The sequence below is a fragment of the Nocardia sp. NPDC047654 genome, assembly GCF_043205035.1.
Classification (GTDB): domain Bacteria; phylum Actinomycetota; class Actinomycetes; order Mycobacteriales; family Mycobacteriaceae; genus Nocardia.
Window position 1 is genome coordinate 95,354 of record NZ_JBIDDF010000016.1, and the last position, 16,247, is coordinate 111,600.

The 16,247-nt window shown below is 70.4% G+C and carries 8 protein-coding genes; 1 reads left to right on the forward strand and 7 read right to left on the reverse strand.

Annotated elements, in window-relative coordinates:
• Positions 1-10 precede the first annotated feature (10 nt).
• On the forward strand, positions 11-826 hold the full coding sequence (locus ACGF7Y_RS29820) for a helix-turn-helix domain-containing protein (RefSeq protein ID WP_393239525.1): 816 nt from the start codon (positions 11-13) through the stop codon (positions 824-826).
• 7 nt (positions 827-833) lie between these two features.
• Here the strand turns inward: ACGF7Y_RS29820 and ACGF7Y_RS29825 are convergent, their stop codons facing one another.
• The 7 genes from ACGF7Y_RS29825 to cobC all read right to left on the reverse strand — a co-directional run bounded on the left by ACGF7Y_RS29825 (position 834) and on the right by cobC (position 16,222).
• Positions 834-8,075 carry an amino acid adenylation domain-containing protein gene (locus tag ACGF7Y_RS29825; RefSeq protein WP_393239528.1) on the reverse strand — a complete coding sequence of 2,414 codons (7,242 nt, stop codon included), beginning with the start codon at positions 8,073-8,075 and terminating at the stop codon, positions 834-836.
• A 173-nt stretch (positions 8,076-8,248) separates the two neighbouring features.
• Positions 8,249-10,720, reverse strand: coding sequence for an FAD-dependent monooxygenase (locus ACGF7Y_RS29830; RefSeq protein WP_393239531.1), 2,472 nt, complete (start codon positions 10,718-10,720; stop codon positions 8,249-8,251).
• Positions 10,721-11,027: 307 nt separating this feature from the next.
• On the reverse strand, positions 11,028-12,215 hold the full coding sequence (locus ACGF7Y_RS29835) for a bifunctional RNase H/acid phosphatase (protein WP_393239534.1): 1,188 nt from the start codon (positions 12,213-12,215) through the stop codon (positions 11,028-11,030).
• 31 nt (positions 12,216-12,246) lie between these two features.
• Complete coding sequence (locus ACGF7Y_RS29840) at positions 12,247-12,984, reverse strand: zinc ribbon domain-containing protein (RefSeq protein WP_393239537.1); 738 nt, start codon at positions 12,982-12,984, stop codon at positions 12,247-12,249.
• 72 nt (positions 12,985-13,056) lie between these two features.
• Positions 13,057-13,701, reverse strand: coding sequence for a hypothetical protein (locus tag ACGF7Y_RS29845; RefSeq protein WP_393239540.1), 645 nt, complete (start codon positions 13,699-13,701; stop codon positions 13,057-13,059).
• A 136-nt stretch (positions 13,702-13,837) separates the two neighbouring features.
• On the reverse strand, positions 13,838-14,947 hold the full coding sequence (locus ACGF7Y_RS29850) for a Nif3-like dinuclear metal center hexameric protein (protein ID WP_393239543.1): 1,110 nt from the start codon (positions 14,945-14,947) through the stop codon (positions 13,838-13,840).
• Positions 14,948-15,181: 234 nt separating this feature from the next.
• Entirely contained in the window at positions 15,182-16,222 is a 1,041-nt protein-coding gene (gene cobC, locus ACGF7Y_RS29855; RefSeq protein WP_393239546.1) for an Rv2231c family pyridoxal phosphate-dependent protein CobC, read from the reverse strand.
• Between the last annotated feature and the right edge of the window lie 25 nt (positions 16,223-16,247).

Genomic DNA, 16,247 nt, shown 5'->3' on the forward strand with positions numbered 1-16,247 from the left:
AGCTGGTCGAATGACAGCGGTGCGGACACCATCGAGAGCGGGCATCCTGCTGCGTGAATGGCGGCAACGGCGCAGGCTGAGCCAGCTCGATCTGGCGTTGGCCGCGGACAGTTCGGCGCGGCACCTGTCGTACCTGGAGACCGGCCGCGCCGCGCCCAGCCGGGCGATGGTGCTGCGGCTGTGCGACGCGCTGGAGGTGCCGCTGCGCGAACGCAACACCCTGCTGGTGGCAGCCGGTTTCGCCCCCGCTTACCTGGAGAGCGGTTTCGACGACGCCCATCTCGCGGCGGTCCGCACCGCGCTGAACACCATGCTGACGGCGCACGAACCGTACCCGGCGGTGGTCATCGATCGGCTGTGGGATGTGGTGACGGGCAACGCGGCGATGGGCGTGCTGATGGACGGCGTTCCCGAACACGTGCGGGCGCCGCGGCTCAACGTCTACCGGCTGGTGCTGCACCCCGACGGGCTCGCGGGCCGGTTGGCCAACCTCGCCCAGGTCCGCGCCCTGTTCCTGGAGCGGCTCGGCAGGCAGGTCAGCGCGAGCGGCGACGCGGAACTGGCCGCGCTGCACGACGAGGTGGCGGCCTATCCCGAGCCGGCCGGAATCGACGAGTCGGAAGCGGGGGCAGGCGCACCGCCCGGCCCTTTCGAGGTGCCGATTCGGATCCGCACTCCGGCCGGCGAACTGTCGATGTTCAGCACGATGGCCACCTTCGGCGCACCCGCCGATGTGACGCTGTCGGAGCTGGCCATCGAATTGTTCTATCCCTTGGATGATTTCACCGCGGCCGTACTGCGCGGGGCGGCCGCGGCGAAGGCGTGAGCGAACCTCAGGCGTCCAGCATGGATTCGTCCCATTCACGGTCCAGATCGGGGTCGGCGGCCGACAGCACCTCGTCCAGCCGCAGGCCCAGCTCGCCGATGTTCGGCTCGGACATCATGTTCAGGTGATCGCCAGGAACGTCGATCACCGTGAACCGGCGCGCCGCGTACTGTTTCCACCCGTTGTCGGCGCTGTCGAACATGCTGCCGACGGTCTTGTGCGCCAGGTCGACGCCCGGCGGCAGTCCCTCGGTCGCGCGCAGCAGCGTGATGTCGCGGTCGTAGGGCTCGAGTTTGTAATCCAGCATCGATGAGTAGTTGGCGAAGAACACCTCGTAGAGCCGCCGGATCGCCTGCGGGGAGCTGTCGGCGGGCAGGATGCCCGAGCGCACCGACTCCGCCAGCATCGCCGCGAACAAATCCTCGGAATTGTGCACGTCGGGCTCGAAATCGACCAGCGCCGACTGGCTTCCGCGCGCGTACCACAGCAGTTCCAGGAAGAACCACCGGATGAGTTTCTCCTCCGGGATCGGTGTTCGCGTACGCGCGCGCAGCGCCATCGTGTCCAGCAGCGTCACACTGGACACCTCGTCCTCGGGGAGCCTGCGGGCCATTTCCAAGGCGACATAGCCGCCGAACGACCAGCCCGCCAAGTGATACGTGCCGGTCGGATGCACTCGCCGCACCGCCTCCAGGTACGACTCCGCCATCGCGGGAATGGACTTCTCCGGCGCGCTGCCCGAATCCGCGCCCGCCGCCTGCAGCCCGTACACCGGGCGGTCCGGATCCAGGTGACGCGCGAGAGCCAGGTAGCACAGCACATTGCCGCCGATCGGGTGCACCAGGAACAGCGGCGGCTTGACCCCGCCCACGCTGATCGGCACCAGCGGGTCGAACGTGCGCTGCACGTCGCCCGCGCGCACCAGCGTGGCGAGCCCGGCGGCGGTGGGCGCGCCGATGAACGCGTCCAGCGGCACCTCGACGCCCCATCGGCGCGACAGCGCCATCACCACGCGCATCGCCCCGATCGAGGTGCCACCCGCCGCGAAGAAGTCGTCGTCCACGCCGATCGAGCGCAGGCCCGCGTACTCGGCCAGTAGTTCGACCGCCGACCGCTCGTAGTCGTCGGTGGGCTCTCGCCGCGCCGACACCGACTCCGCGGCGTCCGCACCGTAGGCGCGCAGCGTCGCGTCGTCGCGCTTGCCGCTGGGCGTGCGAGGCAGTTCGTCGAGCCAGGCGAACCGCGACGGCACCATGTGCGCGGGCAGCATCGAGCGCAGGTCGTGCCGCAGTGCGGCGAGGTCGGTCTGCTCGGCCGCGCCGACCAGGAACGCGATCAGCGAGCCGTCGATACCGCCGAAACCGCGGGCCACGACGGCGGCCTCGGTGATGCCGGGGAACTTCTCCGCCAGGCTCAGGATGCACAGCTCGACTTCGGCGGGTTCCACCCGGAACCCGCGGATCTTGACCTGGCTGTCGCTGCGGCCCAGACAGACGATGTCACCGGAGAACAGCCGGACACCGAGGTCGCCGGTGCGGTACCGGATTCCGCCCGCGTGCGTGGCGACGAACCGCTGCGCGGTGAGCGCGGGCCTGCCCTCGTAGCCGCGAGCGATGCTGCGGCCGCCGAGATAGATCTCGCCGATCACGCCATCCGGCACCGGCCGCAGCGCGCTGTCGAGCAGTTCCACGGTGTCACCGTCGACGGCGCGGCCGATGGGCGGCAGCGCGGGGAACTCGTCGGCCGGACCGGTGAGCGTGAACTTGGTCGCGACGTGGGATTCGGTGGGACCGTATTGGTTCTCCAGTACCAGGCCCGGAACCACTTTGCACAGCGCGCGGATCTCGTCGGTGATGCGCAACTGTTCGCCGGAGGAGATCAGCACCTTCAGTTCGGTCGGGAACATCCGGTGCCCCACGGCGGCCTCGGCGAACGCCTGCAAGGCCACGTACGGCAGGAACAGCCGTTCGATGCCCTCCTCCACGACGGTGTTCAGCAATTGCTCGACGTTCGATCGCAGATCGGCCGAACTCACCCGCAGGGTGGACCCGGCCGCGAGGGTGGTGAAGATCTCCTGGAACGACACGTCGAAACTCAACGGCGCCAACTGGAGTGTGCTCAGCAGACCGGTGCCGGTGGCCGCGCGATTCTGCCAGTCCACCAGGGAGGTCAGGCCGCGATGCGGCATCGCGACGCCCTTGGGCTCACCGGTCGACCCGGAGGTGAACAGCACATAGGCCACCGCGTCGGGCGACACGTGGTCGGGCAGTTCCACTTCCGGCTCGGGCGCGGAGTCGTCGAAGAGCGCGGCGCTGTCCAGGACCAAGGCGGCGTCGTCGACGATGTCGCGGTAGGCGCCATCGGCGATCACCCGGTGCGGGCGGGCGCGGTCGATCATCAGGTTCAGCCTGGCCCGCGGGTAACTGACATCCAGCGGGACGCACGCGGCCCCGAGCCTGGTCAGGGCGAGCACGAGCAACACCAGTTGCGGACGACGCCCCATCAGGATGCCGACCCGGTCGCCCGGTGACACGCCGAGTGCGGCCAGGCGCCGGGCCAGCCGATCGGAGCTTTCGATCATCTCGTCATAGCTGACCGATTCGTCGTCGCCGGCCAGAGCGACGCGGGCGGGATGCAGCGCCGCCGCCTCGGCCACCAGAGTGCCCACGTCGTGGGCGGTCGCGGGGCCGGCGCCACGGTCGATCACCGCGTCGGGGTCGGCGACGATGCCTGCCAGCATGCGCAGCTGGGTGAGCGCCACGGTCTCGCACTGTTCGGCGGTCAGCGTGTGATCACCGTCGACCCGCAACCACATCCGGCCGTCGCGCGGGTCGGTCGCCGCGGTCACCAGCAGCTGGAAGTTGGTCTCCTCGCGGGCGTCGAAATCCAGCAGGCGCACGCCGTCCAGCACCAGCATGGGCTGGAAGACGTGATAGTTGACGAAGTTGAACGCCGTCTCGAAGACCGGCCCGCCGTCGGCGAGGATCGATCGCAGCGGGTAGCGACGGAACGGATAGGCCTCACGCTCGCGTCGCGCGAGCTGCTCCACCGCGGCGCGCCACGTGGTCGCGGTGCTGTCCAGCCGGATCGGCAGCGTGTTGAGGAACAGCCCCGCCACGCGTTCGGCGCCGGCGCGGTCCGGGCGACCGTGGCTCACCACGCCGGTGGTGACGTCCGTGCGGCCGGTGAGCGCCCGCAGCGCCAGGCAGTGCGCGGCCAGATAGACCGCCTTCTCCGGCACCTGGTGGCGCGCCGCGAACGCGGAGACCCGTTCGGCCAGCCTGCGCGGCACCAGCGCCCGTGCTTGCGGCACGCCCGCGACCACGGGCTGGTGCACCCCGAGCGCGGTGAGCGCGGTGGGTTCCGCCCCGGCCAGGGCGGTCGACCAGTATTCGCGTGCGGCGGCGTCGTGCGCCGCGCCCTGCTCGGCCTGCGCGTACTCGGCGAGCACGGTGGCCGGATGGGCAGTGGCCTCCACCTGGGTCCGGGTCATGCCGATGTGGTTGAGGTAGTCCAGTAGCAGTTCCAGCACCGACGTGGCCACACTCCAGCCGTCCAGGATGGCGTGGTGGAAGCTCAGTACCAGGTCCACCGTGCCGACCGGCTCCTGCGGGCCGGGGCGGACGAAGACCCGGATGGCGAACAGCGGAGCGAGCGCGATGTCGTACTGCGCGTGGGCGCGCTCCTGGAGATAGATCTCGATCAGGTCTTCGCCGTCCGCCTCGTCCATGTCGCCGAGGTCGACGATCTCCAGCTCGTAGTGCGGGGCGGCGTGCACGATCTGCAGCGGGACCGAATACCTGCTCAGCTCGAACGACGAGCGCAGCGCGGGTTGCCGCCGCACCAGCCGGTCCACCGCGTCCCGGAATTGCGATTCATCCCAGGGGATTTCGAGCCGATAGCGGAACACGTCCTTGTAGGTGACCGAGTCGGCGCGCTCGATGCTGTGATACAGCATGCCCAGTTGCAGGGCCGTCGCCGGGAACGCGTCCTCGGCCTGGTGCAGCGCGGCGCGGTCGATCAGCGGCACCGTTTGCAAGGGGGCCACGATGCGCCCTCGCTCATCGTGGCGGTCGTCGCGCACGACCCTGGCCAACTCGGCGATGGTCGGCGCCTGGTAGAAGGCGTCCACGTCGAAGTAGAGCCCGGCGCGTTCGGCGGCGGTGCGCACGGCCAGCGCGAGGATGGAATCGCCGCCGTGAGTGAAGAAGTTGTCGTGCACGCCGATCGACTCGACGCCCAGCACGGTGCGCCAGACCTGCGCGAGCCCGGTCTCCGCCGCGGTGCGCGGCGCGCCGCCTGCCGCCTGCTCGGCGCCGTGGCCGAGGACGAGTTGCTCGGCGAGTGCGCGCCGGTCCAGTTTTCCGTTGCGGGTCAACGGTATCCGCTCCACCCGGATCAACCGGGACGGCACCATGTAGCGGGGCAGCCGGGCCGCGAGTTGCTCGGCGATCTCCTCGCCGGAGACGTCGGCGCCGACGAAATAGCCGACCAGTTGCACGCCGTGCACCTCTGAGACTTCGTCCACCACGGCCGCCGCGCGCACCCCGGCGCAGCCGAGCATGGCGTTCTGCACTTCGCCGAGGGTGATCCGGTTGCCGCGGATCTTCACCTGGTCGTCGAAGCGGCCCAGGTACTCGAGGTTGCCGTCGGGCAGCCATCGCGCCAGGTCGCCGGTGCGGTAGCGGCGGCGGCCCGGCACCCCGCGGTCGTCGACGAACGCCGCCGCGGTCAGCTCGGGCCTGCCGCGATAACCGCGGGCCACGCCCACACCCGCGATGTTCAGCTCCCCCGGCACGCCGACGGGCACCCGGCGGCCGATGTGGTCGAGCACGAGCAGGTCGATGTTGGCGATCGGACGGCCGATCGGCACCACGTCCAGCGACTCGTCGGCCGGGCAGTCGAAATAGGAGACGTCGACGGTGGCCTCGGTCGGGCCGTAGAGATTCACCAGCTGCGGCGCTGTGGCCCCGGCCGCGGCGAAGACGGCGTGGAACCGGCGTACCAGCGCCGGCGGTAACGCCTCGCCGCTGCAGAACACCCGGCGCACGCTGCCGATCCGCGCGACCGTCGCCGGGTCGGCGGCCAGCTCGTCGACGAACGCGGCCAGCATGGAGGGCACGAAATGCAGCACCGTCACGTGGTGCGCGCCGATCGCGTCGGCGATGCGGCGCGGATCGCGCTCCCCGCCGGGTTCCAGCAAGGCCACCCGAGCGCCGGTGATCGCCCACCAGAACAGTTCCCACACCGACACGTCGAAGGTGGCCGGCGTCTTCTGGAGGATCACGTCCGCGGCGTGCAGGGGGTAGCGCCGCTGCATCCAGGTCAGGCGGTTGACCACCGACCGGTGCTCGATCATCACGCCCTTGGGCACGCCGGTGGAGCCAGAGGTGTAGATGAGGTAGCCGAGATCGGCCGGGTGCGAGACGCTTTCGACGCCGCGCGCCGGGACGGTGTCGGCCACCGCGATGCTGGTGACGCCCAACTCGTCGTAGACCGCTCGATGCCGCGGCCCCGCCACCACGAAGCGCGCCCCGCAGTCGGCGAGCACGGTTGCGATGCGGGCGGCCGGGAAGTCCGGGTCGAGCGGCACGTACGCGCAACCGGCCCGCAACACGCCGAAGATCGCGACGAGCATCTCGGTCGAGCGGGGCAGCACGACGGCGACGCACTCGTTGCCGGTCGCGCCCAGCGCGTGCAATCCGGCGGCGAATCCATCGGCGAGCGCGGACAGTTCGGCGTAGCGCAGCGGCTGTTCCCCCGAGCCCGCTATCGGTTCGATCGCGATCCGCTCGGGATGCCGGGCGGCCACGTCGGCGACCAGCCGGTCGATGGTCGTGTACGGGAACTCCTCGCGCGGGCCCGCTTCGAACGCGGCGATGGCGGCCTGCTCCCGCGCGGGCATCAGCGGCAAGGCCGAGATCGGCACTCCGGGCCGGTCCAGCGCCGCCACCAGCAGCGCGCCGATGCCGCGCACGACCGACTCGAACGGGAAGTTCTCGTCGAAGACGTCCTTGTCGTAGTAGAGCTGGAGGTTCAGCGAACCGTCGCGGGCGTGCTCGACGCCGAGGATGTTCAGCGCTTCGAGCACCGTGCCGGGATTGACGATGTCGAGGGTGCCGAGGATCTTGTCCAGGTGATCCGACGGCGGCATCTTGATGTAGGAGTACGCCACGTCGAACAGCGGCGGCGCCGTCGGGTCGCTGCTGAGCGCACGCGCCAGGTCGCCGTACGGAAAACGCTCGTAGCGCTTGAGTTCCCGGATCTGCGCGGCCACCTCGGTGGCGACCGCCGACAGCGGCTGGTCCGGGTCGACCCGGATGCGCAGGGGCACCACGTTCGTCCGGTGCCCGGCGGTGCGGAAGGTCTCTGCGCTGTGCCGGTTGAGCATCGGGACCCCGATCACCACCTCCTCGGAGCGGTGAATGGTGGTCAAGTAGGCGGCCAGCGCCGAAACGGTGAACGCGAAGACGGAGAAGCCGGTGGCCCGAATGCGGTCGAGGAACGCGGGTTCCACCACTACGCGCCGGCGGCCCCGGTTGACGTCGGGGGTGCTCGCACGGCCGGAAAAGAGCGCGGGGACCACGCCTTCGAAGCGGCGCAGCAGCGCGTCCCGATCCGCCACCCACTGCGCCGAGGACAGATACTCCTCGTGCTCGGCGGCGATCTTGCGATAGGTGGCCGCGCCGCGATCGGTCTGCGCGGTGACCGGATCCGGCTCGGCGAGCTGTTCGAGCGACAGGTCTTTGCGGCTGTAGTTGTCAACCAGGGCGCTCCACAGCGCGTTCACGCCCCAGCCGTCGATCATCGCGTGGTGCATCGCCACGTAGAGATGGAAACGGTCGGGCCCGTCCACCAGCGCGGCGATCCGGAACGGCTGGCGCGGCGGGGAGGGCGTCACATTCGCCCGGTTCACCCAGTCGCGCCGCGCCGCGGCGGGATCCGATGCCCAACTGAGATCGACCAGCTCGACCTCGGGTAGCTCGTCGCAGACCCACTGCCAGAAGCGGCCTTCGGAGAACTCGAACCTCAGGCGCAGCGCGGCGTCACCGAGCAGCGCCCTGCGGACCACCGCGCGCAACCGGGCCATATCGAATGGCTCGTCCATGAACGCGCAGTAGGCGTTTCGGGTGACCGGTGCCGGGGCATACCGGTAGGAGACCGACAACACATCGCGCTGATAGGCGCTGACCGGCCAGGCTTCGGGGGGTCTTTCGGAAGTAGCACTCGGTTCGAATGGCACAGTCACTCCTATCGCGACAGTCGCGGCACCGGCCGTGCGCAGATCTACCCAAGCCCACCCTGATCACTGTCACGCAAAGCTGCTACCACGCTTATCAAGTTATCGATATCGCGAATCACGGCATCGGCTCTGCCGATGCCGCGACTCTGCTTTTGTTATCGCGGTGTATGCGCGGCCGGTCAGCAGGCCGACAGCAGCGCGCGCACGCTTTCGTCGGCGAGACGGTCGGCCCGGTCGCGTGATACGGCGGGCTCGACGTAGCCGATATTGAGGGACAGCTCGTTGTGCGTCGCGTTGGCGGTGGCCATGATGAAACCGCTGACGGACATGCCGGAGACGAACTGCGCGCCCTCCAGCTGCCAGGAGCCGATCTTGTCCGGGAAGGGGTAGTCGCCCAGGTAGGTCATACAGAGATGACCCGGGCCACGGGTGTCCATGAGTTTCACCGTGGACGCACTGGCCGACACCGACTTCGGCGCGGCCACCTTCAGCAGGTTCAACGCGGACAGATGGTCGCGCCGATCCATCCGCGCACCGTACTCCCGCTCGATCTCGGCGGCGATCTCCCACAGCGACGCCCACGGCGCGTACTTCGCCGGGGTGGCGATCATGCCCTGATAGGTGCCGACCTCGGTGTCGCCCGCGGCGCCGTCGAGATGGTCGCGGAAGTTGACCGAGCTGCCGACGGTGTACCAGGTGGCCTTCTCGGTGCCCGCCTCCCTGGCCGCCGCGATCAGCAGGGCGGCGGAGAGGGCGGCCTGCAGGCCGACGCCGTGGCGATCACAGCCCGCGGTGAGCGCGTCGAGCCGGTCGGCGTCGAGGCTGCGGTGCACCACCCGGCTGCGCCGCTGTGCGGGCGGCGCCAGCGTGGTGGGCTCCAGCCTGTGCGGCTTGCGCAGCTGCGACTTCTGGTCGCGCAGGAACGAACCCGCGGTGCGCAGCGCACCGCCCGCGCCCTGGAAGCGCGGTGGGAACAGCTCCTCCGGGCCCGGCCGCACCGGGGCGGGCGAGAAGTCGGCCGCTTCCCCGGCGGCGACTTGGAGCACCTGCTTCGCCACCGACAGCGCGCTCTCGCCGTCGGCGATGGCGTAGTGCAGCGTGACGATCAGCTCGTTGGTGCCATCGGTCTCCTTGATCAGCACCGCCCTGGCCAGCGGGCCGGTGCGCCAGTCGAACGGCTCGCGCAGTTCCACCTCGTCGGCCTCGGCCAGCCAGTTCGTGCTGTCCTCGGATTCGATCACACGCAGCGGAATCGGCGCCTGCGCCGGCACGAAACGCGGTGCGGTGCCGTCGGATTCGGCGGCGACGGCGACCCGCAAGAGCGGATGTCGGCGCTGCACCTCGTCCAGGCCCGCGCGGATCTGCTCGACCTCGACGTGCCCTCGGATCCGCACGCGCGACAGGATGTGCAGCGGCGCCAGCTGATCGGCGATCCAGTGCCAGCGTTCGACCGGCGAGAGCGGGCGCGGCAGCCGCGCGGTCGGCCCGTCCGGCGCCGGGAAGGACATCGGCTTGCCGAGTTCGCGCAGGAAGAATTCGGTGGGCGCGTGCCGGAAGTAGGTGTCGCGCACCCGCACCAGGCGCGGGTCGGTGGTCTGCTCGATCTTGGCCAGCGAAGCCGAGCCGTTGACGAACATGGCGGTGCGGTCGGCGCGCAGTTTCTCGTAACGACGCAGTCCCGCGACCGGATCCAAGGAGTTGCGCAGCACACCGGCCAGCACCACCGCGTCCTCGATGGCAGCGTTGGCGCCCTGGCCGAGGCTGGGCAGCATCGGGTGCGCCGCGTCGCCGAGCAGCGTCACCCGGCCGCGGCCCCATTGGGCCAGCGGCGGACGGTCCTGCGCGGGCACGGCCAGGATCGCCGCCTCGTCGGTCTGCTCGATGCAGGCGCGCACCTCCGGCGCCCAGTCGGCGTAGAGGCGCAGCAGCTCCTCCTTGCCGCCCTGCCAGTTCGCGGCCTCCTCGGCGGGCAACGTCTTGGTGCCCCACCAGTACACCCGGCCGTGGCCGATGTCGTGGATGCCGAAACGCATTCCGGTGCCCCAGAAATGCGCCGAGAGGCCGCGGGCGACGTTGGGATGCTCGAAGGGGATGCAGGCCAGCCAGCACACGAAATTGCCGGGTCGCGGCTCGGCGCGGCCGTGCAATTGGGCCCGCACCACCGAGTGGATGCCGTCGGCGCCGACGAGCAGATCGCCCTCGGCGACCCGGCCGTCGGCGAACTCGACGCGCACGTGCTCGCCGTCGTCGACGAAGCGGGTGGCTTGCGCGCCGACGAACGTCGGTGTGTCACCGATCTCGCGCAGCAGCACGTCGTGCAGGTCGGTACGGTGCAGCGCGACGGCGGGAGCGCCGAGTTGGGCGTCGAGCCGGTGCACGGGGAGCACCCGGATCGGGCTGCCGTCGGGGTTGCAGAAGCGGAAGGTCTCTACCCGGCCGCCGCGTTCGAGCAGTTGCTCGTCGAGCCCGAGGCCGAGGGTGCGCAGTGCGTTGATTCCGTTGGCCTGCACGGAAAGTCCGAAGCCCTGAGCCCGCAGCTCGGGACCCGCTTCATACAGTTCGACGCCGAAACCCGCCTGCCGCAGAGCAGCCGCGGTGGTCAGTCCTCCGATCCCTGCCCCGAGAACGACAACCTTGATCGGACTGCTCATCGAACCTGCACTCTCATCGAACCACTCGACGGCACAGGGGCTTCCTACCGCGACGCGGCGCGAGCGACACTGCCCGCGCGAAACCGCCCCACCGAGCAGCACTGATCGAGGCCACTGCGGCGACCCCGACCAGGCAGCTGGACGCCTGTGCCTGACCGACCGGAAGCCTACCGCTACTCGCCGCGCAAGGCAGAGTTGAAGTGAGATTCACCGCATCGCGCGATTGTGAAACGCAAATGTGTTGCAATGGGGCATAATTCGCCCTCCGCGCACCACATTCGCCCTCGATTCGGGCGCGGCGGCGGCCTCAGAGGTAGGACGTATCGTTCACCAGACGCACCGAAGACCCGCCGTCGAGATAGAACTCCGCTATCGATAGCGACGCCAGATCCAGATGCAACCGGTACAGCAACGCGGGGCCGACATCGAGGGCCAGCCGAAGCAATGTCTTGATCGGAGTCACGTGGCTGACCACAACCACATTGGCGCCGGGGTAGCGTCCGAGCAGATCGCGCAGCACGGCCTCAACCCGCTCCAGAACCTCCTCGAAGCTCTCCCCGCCGGGTGCCGCGACGGTTGGATCGCCGATCCAGCGGGCGTGCAGGCCGGGATCGCGCTGCGCGGCCTCGGCGAAGGTCAGCCCCTCCCACTCGCCGAAGTCGGTCTCGATCAACCCGTCGTGAACCTCCACCGGGACCCCGAGCGCGGCGGCGGCAGCCTCCGCGGTCTCCCTGGCCCGGCCGAGCGGAGAACTGATCACCGCGGCGATACCGCCTTTGGCGGCGAGCATTTTTGCGGCCCGCGCGGCCTGCTCCCGGCCCAAGGCGGTGAGGGGCGGATTGCCGCGCCCGGAATATCGGCGCTGCAACGACAACTCGGTTTGACCATGGCGAAGCAGCAGCAACCGGGTGGGACGACCGGTGGCACCGGTCCACCCCGGGCCGTGCTGTGCGGATTCGGATTGCTCGGCGTTCGCGTCCCTGGCTTCATCGATCCGGCTCGGCAGATCGCGTTCGGTGACCGCGAGGGCCGGGTCCGCGGCCTCCCGCGCGTCCGCGGCCTGCGCGGCAGCCGCCGCGACGCCGGTGCCCTCGTCCATGGCCTCGTTCGCCAGCCGGTCGGCGTGCGAGTTCTCCGCGCGGGGAATCCAGCTGTAGGTGACTCGGCCCAATCCGGCGGCGATCCTGCGGGCTCGATCGGCGAGCGGGATCAAGGCCGCGTGCTTGATCTTCCAGCGACCGGACATCTGCTCGACGACCAGCTTGGAGTCCATGCGCACCAGCACCGACTCGGCGCCCAGTTCCGCGGCCGCCTCCAATCCGGCGATCAACCCGCGATATTCGGCGACGTTGTTGGTGGCGATGCCGAGGAACTCCCGGCGCTCGGCGAGCACCCGGACGCGGCCGGCGTCGTAGACCACCGCACCGTATCCGGCCGGACCGGGATTGCCCCGCGATCCGCCGTCGGCTTCGACGATCACCTCGGGCAAGCTCATCGCTGTGCCCGGACAACCGGTCGCGGCGAGCTCACAGCCCCGATTCCTTGGTCCGGACCAGGATCGCACCGCACTCCGGGCAGCGCACGACCACGTCGGGTGCGGTCTTGGCGATCCGCGCGATCTCGCCGCGATCGAGTTCGATGCGGCACGCGCCACAGCGGCGAGCCTGCAGCAGCGCGGCACCCGCACCGTGCTGTTCGCGCTGTCGGTCGTAGATAGCGAGCAGTTCGCCGGGCAGCTTCGCCACTGAGCCCGCGCGATCGGTCTCGCAGCGTGTCTGCGCCACGTCCAGATCAGCGAGCGCCTCGTCGCGCTGACGCAAGGCGACGGCGAGTTCCTCCTCGGTCTTGCTCAACCGCGCGCCCGCGTGCTCGTAGTCGGCGGCGGAGGCTTCGCGCCGCTCCATCACCTCGAGCAGTTCGTCCTCCAGCACCGAGCGGCGCCGCTCCAGGCTGCCCAGCTCGTGCTGGAGCTCCGAAAGCTGTTTGGCGTTCACCGTTCCCGCGGCGAGCATGGCCTTGTCGCGCTCCTCGCGCTTGCGCACGGCCTCGACCTCGCCCTCCAGCTTGCGGATGTCGCGGTCGAGATCGTCCAGCGCGATCTGCACGGCCACCGCGGCGTCGGAGTGCGCGTTGCGCTCGGCTTCCAGTCGCGCCACCTCCTGCTGCTCGGGCAGCACGGTGCGGCGGTGCGCGATCCGGGTCAGCTCGGCGTCGACGGCGGCGAGCCGCAGCAACTCGGCCTGGAGCGGGGGTTCGACATTCAACGCGGGCAAACTCCTGGACGGGGTGGACGGGACTGGTGTTCAACCGTACCCCGCCGGACCGGCGGACCCGCGTCAGCCGCCGACGGTGCGGGTTTTGATGGCGTCGCGGGAGATGTAGACGTCGTACTCGCCGGGCACCGCGATCACCGCGTTGCCGTAGGCCGAGCGCACGAACGGCTGGGTCCACCAGCGGCCCTCGCGCATGTCGGCGAAGAAGTCCTTGTCGCCGTCGTTGAGGAAGATCTGGTTCTGCTGGGTCGCGACGCCGTCGAGGCGCTGTCCGTACAGGCGGCTTATCCGGTAGCCGGAGTGGAAGCCCAGGGCGTTGACCCACGGCTCCAGCTCGACGATGCCCGCTTGCAGCACCCACATGTCGCCCTCGACGCGGTAGGTCTCGCGCTGTTCGGGATGGTCGTCGTCGCCGTACAGGATGAGATCGACGTCGAGCTGGTGTTCCTGCCCCGCCACCGGCTCGGCCACCACGTGGGCCGCCTTGATCTCCCCGGTCAGGCCGAGGTACGTCTGCACCAGGGTCGCGATCCACAGCAGCACCGCCGCGACCAGCAGCAGCGCGAGCCCGCCGGTCCCGCGCGCGAGCAGCGGCCGCATCCCGACCCTGCGCGCGGCGATCAGGCCGGAGACGATCAGCGCCACACCGGCGACCAGCAGCAGGATCAGCCCGATCTGCACGAGCCCGAAATCAACCGGGAAGTTCATGCGGTAGTTGTACCCCGCAGGAACTACTCGATTCACCCGAACCGCCCAACCTTTTCCGGCACGGCGCGGATACGCCCCGACACGCCGTTGCCGGTTCGTCGCCGCGACAACGGTTTCGGACGCGGACGTGCGGCGCTCAGCCCGGCGCGCGCACCGTCCACGGGTCGGTGCGCAGCGTGGACACCCTGGTCTCCAGACCGGGCAGGGCGGTTCGCACCACCGTCTCGGCCTGCGCGCACCAAGGGAATTCGGTGGCCCAGTGCGCGGCGTCGACCAAGGCGGGACCGCCCTTGCGCAGGTGCTCGTCGACCGGATGGTGGCGCAGGTCGGAGGTGAGGTAGACATCGACGCCGAGCCCCGCGGCCCTGCCCAGGTAGGAGTCACCCGCTCCCCCGCACACCGCCACGGTGTAGACGGTGCGGTCAGGATCACCCGCGGCGCGAACACCCCACGCGGTGGGCGGGAGGGCGCGGCCTACGCGTTCGGTGAAGGCGCGCAACGATTCCGGTTCCGGCAGGGTGCCGACACGGCCGATGCCGAGCGACGACGGCAGCTGGGCGCGTTCACTGATGTGATAGGCCGGGTCCGCGCTCGGATGGGCGGCGCGCAGCGCGGCGAGCACGGCCGAACGCGCCGCGGGCGGTGCTGTCACCTCCACCCTGTCCTCCTCGACGTGCTGGAGTTCGGTCAGGGAGCCTTGCTCCGGAGTCGGCCGGAACTGCCCTGTCGCGGGCACCCGCAGCGCACAGTCGCAAGCGTGTTCCCGCCTACCCGCTCCGGCGGCGAAAAGCGCGGCGAGCACCGCGTCGGTGTGCGTGCGTGGCACCTGGATCACCCAGTGATCCACGGCGGATTCGGGTTTCGCGTCCAGTGGGCCGGTCACCGTGAGGCCGAGCGCCGCGGCGAGCGCGTCGGACACGCCGGGGTCGGCGGAGTCGGCGTTGGTGTGCGCGGTGAACAGCGCGCAACCGGAGCGGATCAGCCGGTGCAGCAGCGCGCCTTTCGGCGTGCTCGCCGCGACGGTGTCGACGCCGCGCAGCAGCAGCGGATGGTGCACCACCAGGGCCTGCGCGCGCCAGTCGATCGCCTCGTCGACGACCGCCGCGGTGGCGTCGACCGCGAACAGCACCCGGGTCAGTTCCTCGGCCGGGTCACCGCAGACCAGGCCGACCGAGTCCCACGGCTCGGCCAGCGCGGGCGGGTACGCCGTGTCGAGCGCACCGATGAGATCCGCGAGCGTGGTCATCGTCCACCTTCCTTCGCTTCCGTTCTGTACTGCCGCACTGGTTCTTTTCCGGATCGGCATCGATTCCGGGCACTCGCCCATGTCCCGAGCGCGCGATCGCCGTATGGCTGACGCGAGTCCGGAGACGACGGCGATTCCGGCCGAGACCTCCGCCGCGGGGGGAACGCCGTATCCGGTGCACAGCCGGGGCGAAGCATCGAACCCATACTCCCCCGCCTGATCGAAGTCGTGTGCCTACCGGACATCGGCCGACCGGATCGCGGCGACCAGCCGATCGACCTCCTCGACGCCACGGACCGCGACGCGCAGGTGGTCCGGGCCGAGACCGGGGAAGGTGTCCGCACGACGGACCGCGATGCCCTCGGCAGCCAGGTGTTTGCGCAGCAGTTCACCGTCCGCCACGCGGAGCAGCAGGAACGGGCCCGCCGCCGGCGTGTGGACTTCGACGCCCAGGCCGGTCAGTCGTTCGATCATCGCGGCGCGGTGCACGGCGAGCGTCCCCGCCCGGCGCTCGGACTCCGCCACGGCCGCGGGACTCGCGGTGGCGATGATGGCCTCCAGTTGCAGGGTGCCCAGCGGCCAGTGCGGCCGCCCGTGGTCGAGGCGCGCGAGCACCTCCGGCGCGCCGAGGAAATAGCCGCAGCGCAGCCCCGCCAACGCCCACGTCTTGGTGAGGCTGCGCAGCACGAGCAGGTCGGGCGCGGAGTCGGCGGCGAGGGATTCCGGCTCGCCCGCCACCGCGTCGGCGAAGGCTTCGTCGACCACGATGACGCGGCCCGGCCTGCGCAGGGCGCGGATGGTGGCGGCGGGATGCAGCACCGAGGTCGGGTTGGTCGGGTTGCCGAGCACCACGAGGTCGGCCTCGGCGGGCACCGTGGCGGGATCGAGCCGGTAAGGCGATTCCAGTACGACCCTGATGACCGGGACGCCCGCCTCCCGCAACGCGAGTTCCGGCTCGGTGAACGACGGGTGCAGCACCGCGGCCGAACGCGGCGCCAGGCGGGGCAGTAGCGCGAACCCTTCCGCCGCGCCCGCCAGCAGCAACACCTCGCCGGCACCACGGCCGTGCCGGGCCGCGACCGCGCGACGGGCCGCGTCGGCGTCCTCGGCGCTCGGATAGCGGCCCAGCTCGGACAACCGCTCGGCCAGACGCCGCCGCAGCCACTCCGGTGGTGCGAGCCCTTGGACGTTGACCGCGAAATCGAGCATGCCCGCCCGTGCGTCCACGTCGCCGTGGTGACGCAGTTTCGCGCGATCGACGGTGTCCTCGGCCACGAGAGCACACCCTACGTGGCGGTCC

Excerpts from the sequence above, each read along its gene's own strand:
- ACGF7Y_RS29820 (WP_393239525.1), top strand. The coding sequence starts at position 11 with ATGACAGCGGTGCGGACACCATCGAGAGCGGGCATCCTGCTGCGTGAA.
- ACGF7Y_RS29830 (WP_393239531.1), bottom strand. The coding sequence starts at position 10,720 with ATGAGCAGTCCGATCAAGGTTGTCGTTCTCGGGGCAGGGATCGGAGGA.
- ACGF7Y_RS29835 (WP_393239534.1), bottom strand. The coding sequence starts at position 12,215 with ATGAGCTTGCCCGAGGTGATCGTCGAAGCCGACGGCGGATCGCGGGGC.
- ACGF7Y_RS29845 (WP_393239540.1), bottom strand. The coding sequence starts at position 13,701 with ATGAACTTCCCGGTTGATTTCGGGCTCGTGCAGATCGGGCTGATCCTG.
- ACGF7Y_RS29850 (WP_393239543.1), bottom strand. The coding sequence starts at position 14,947 with ATGACCACGCTCGCGGATCTCATCGGTGCGCTCGACACGGCGTACCCG.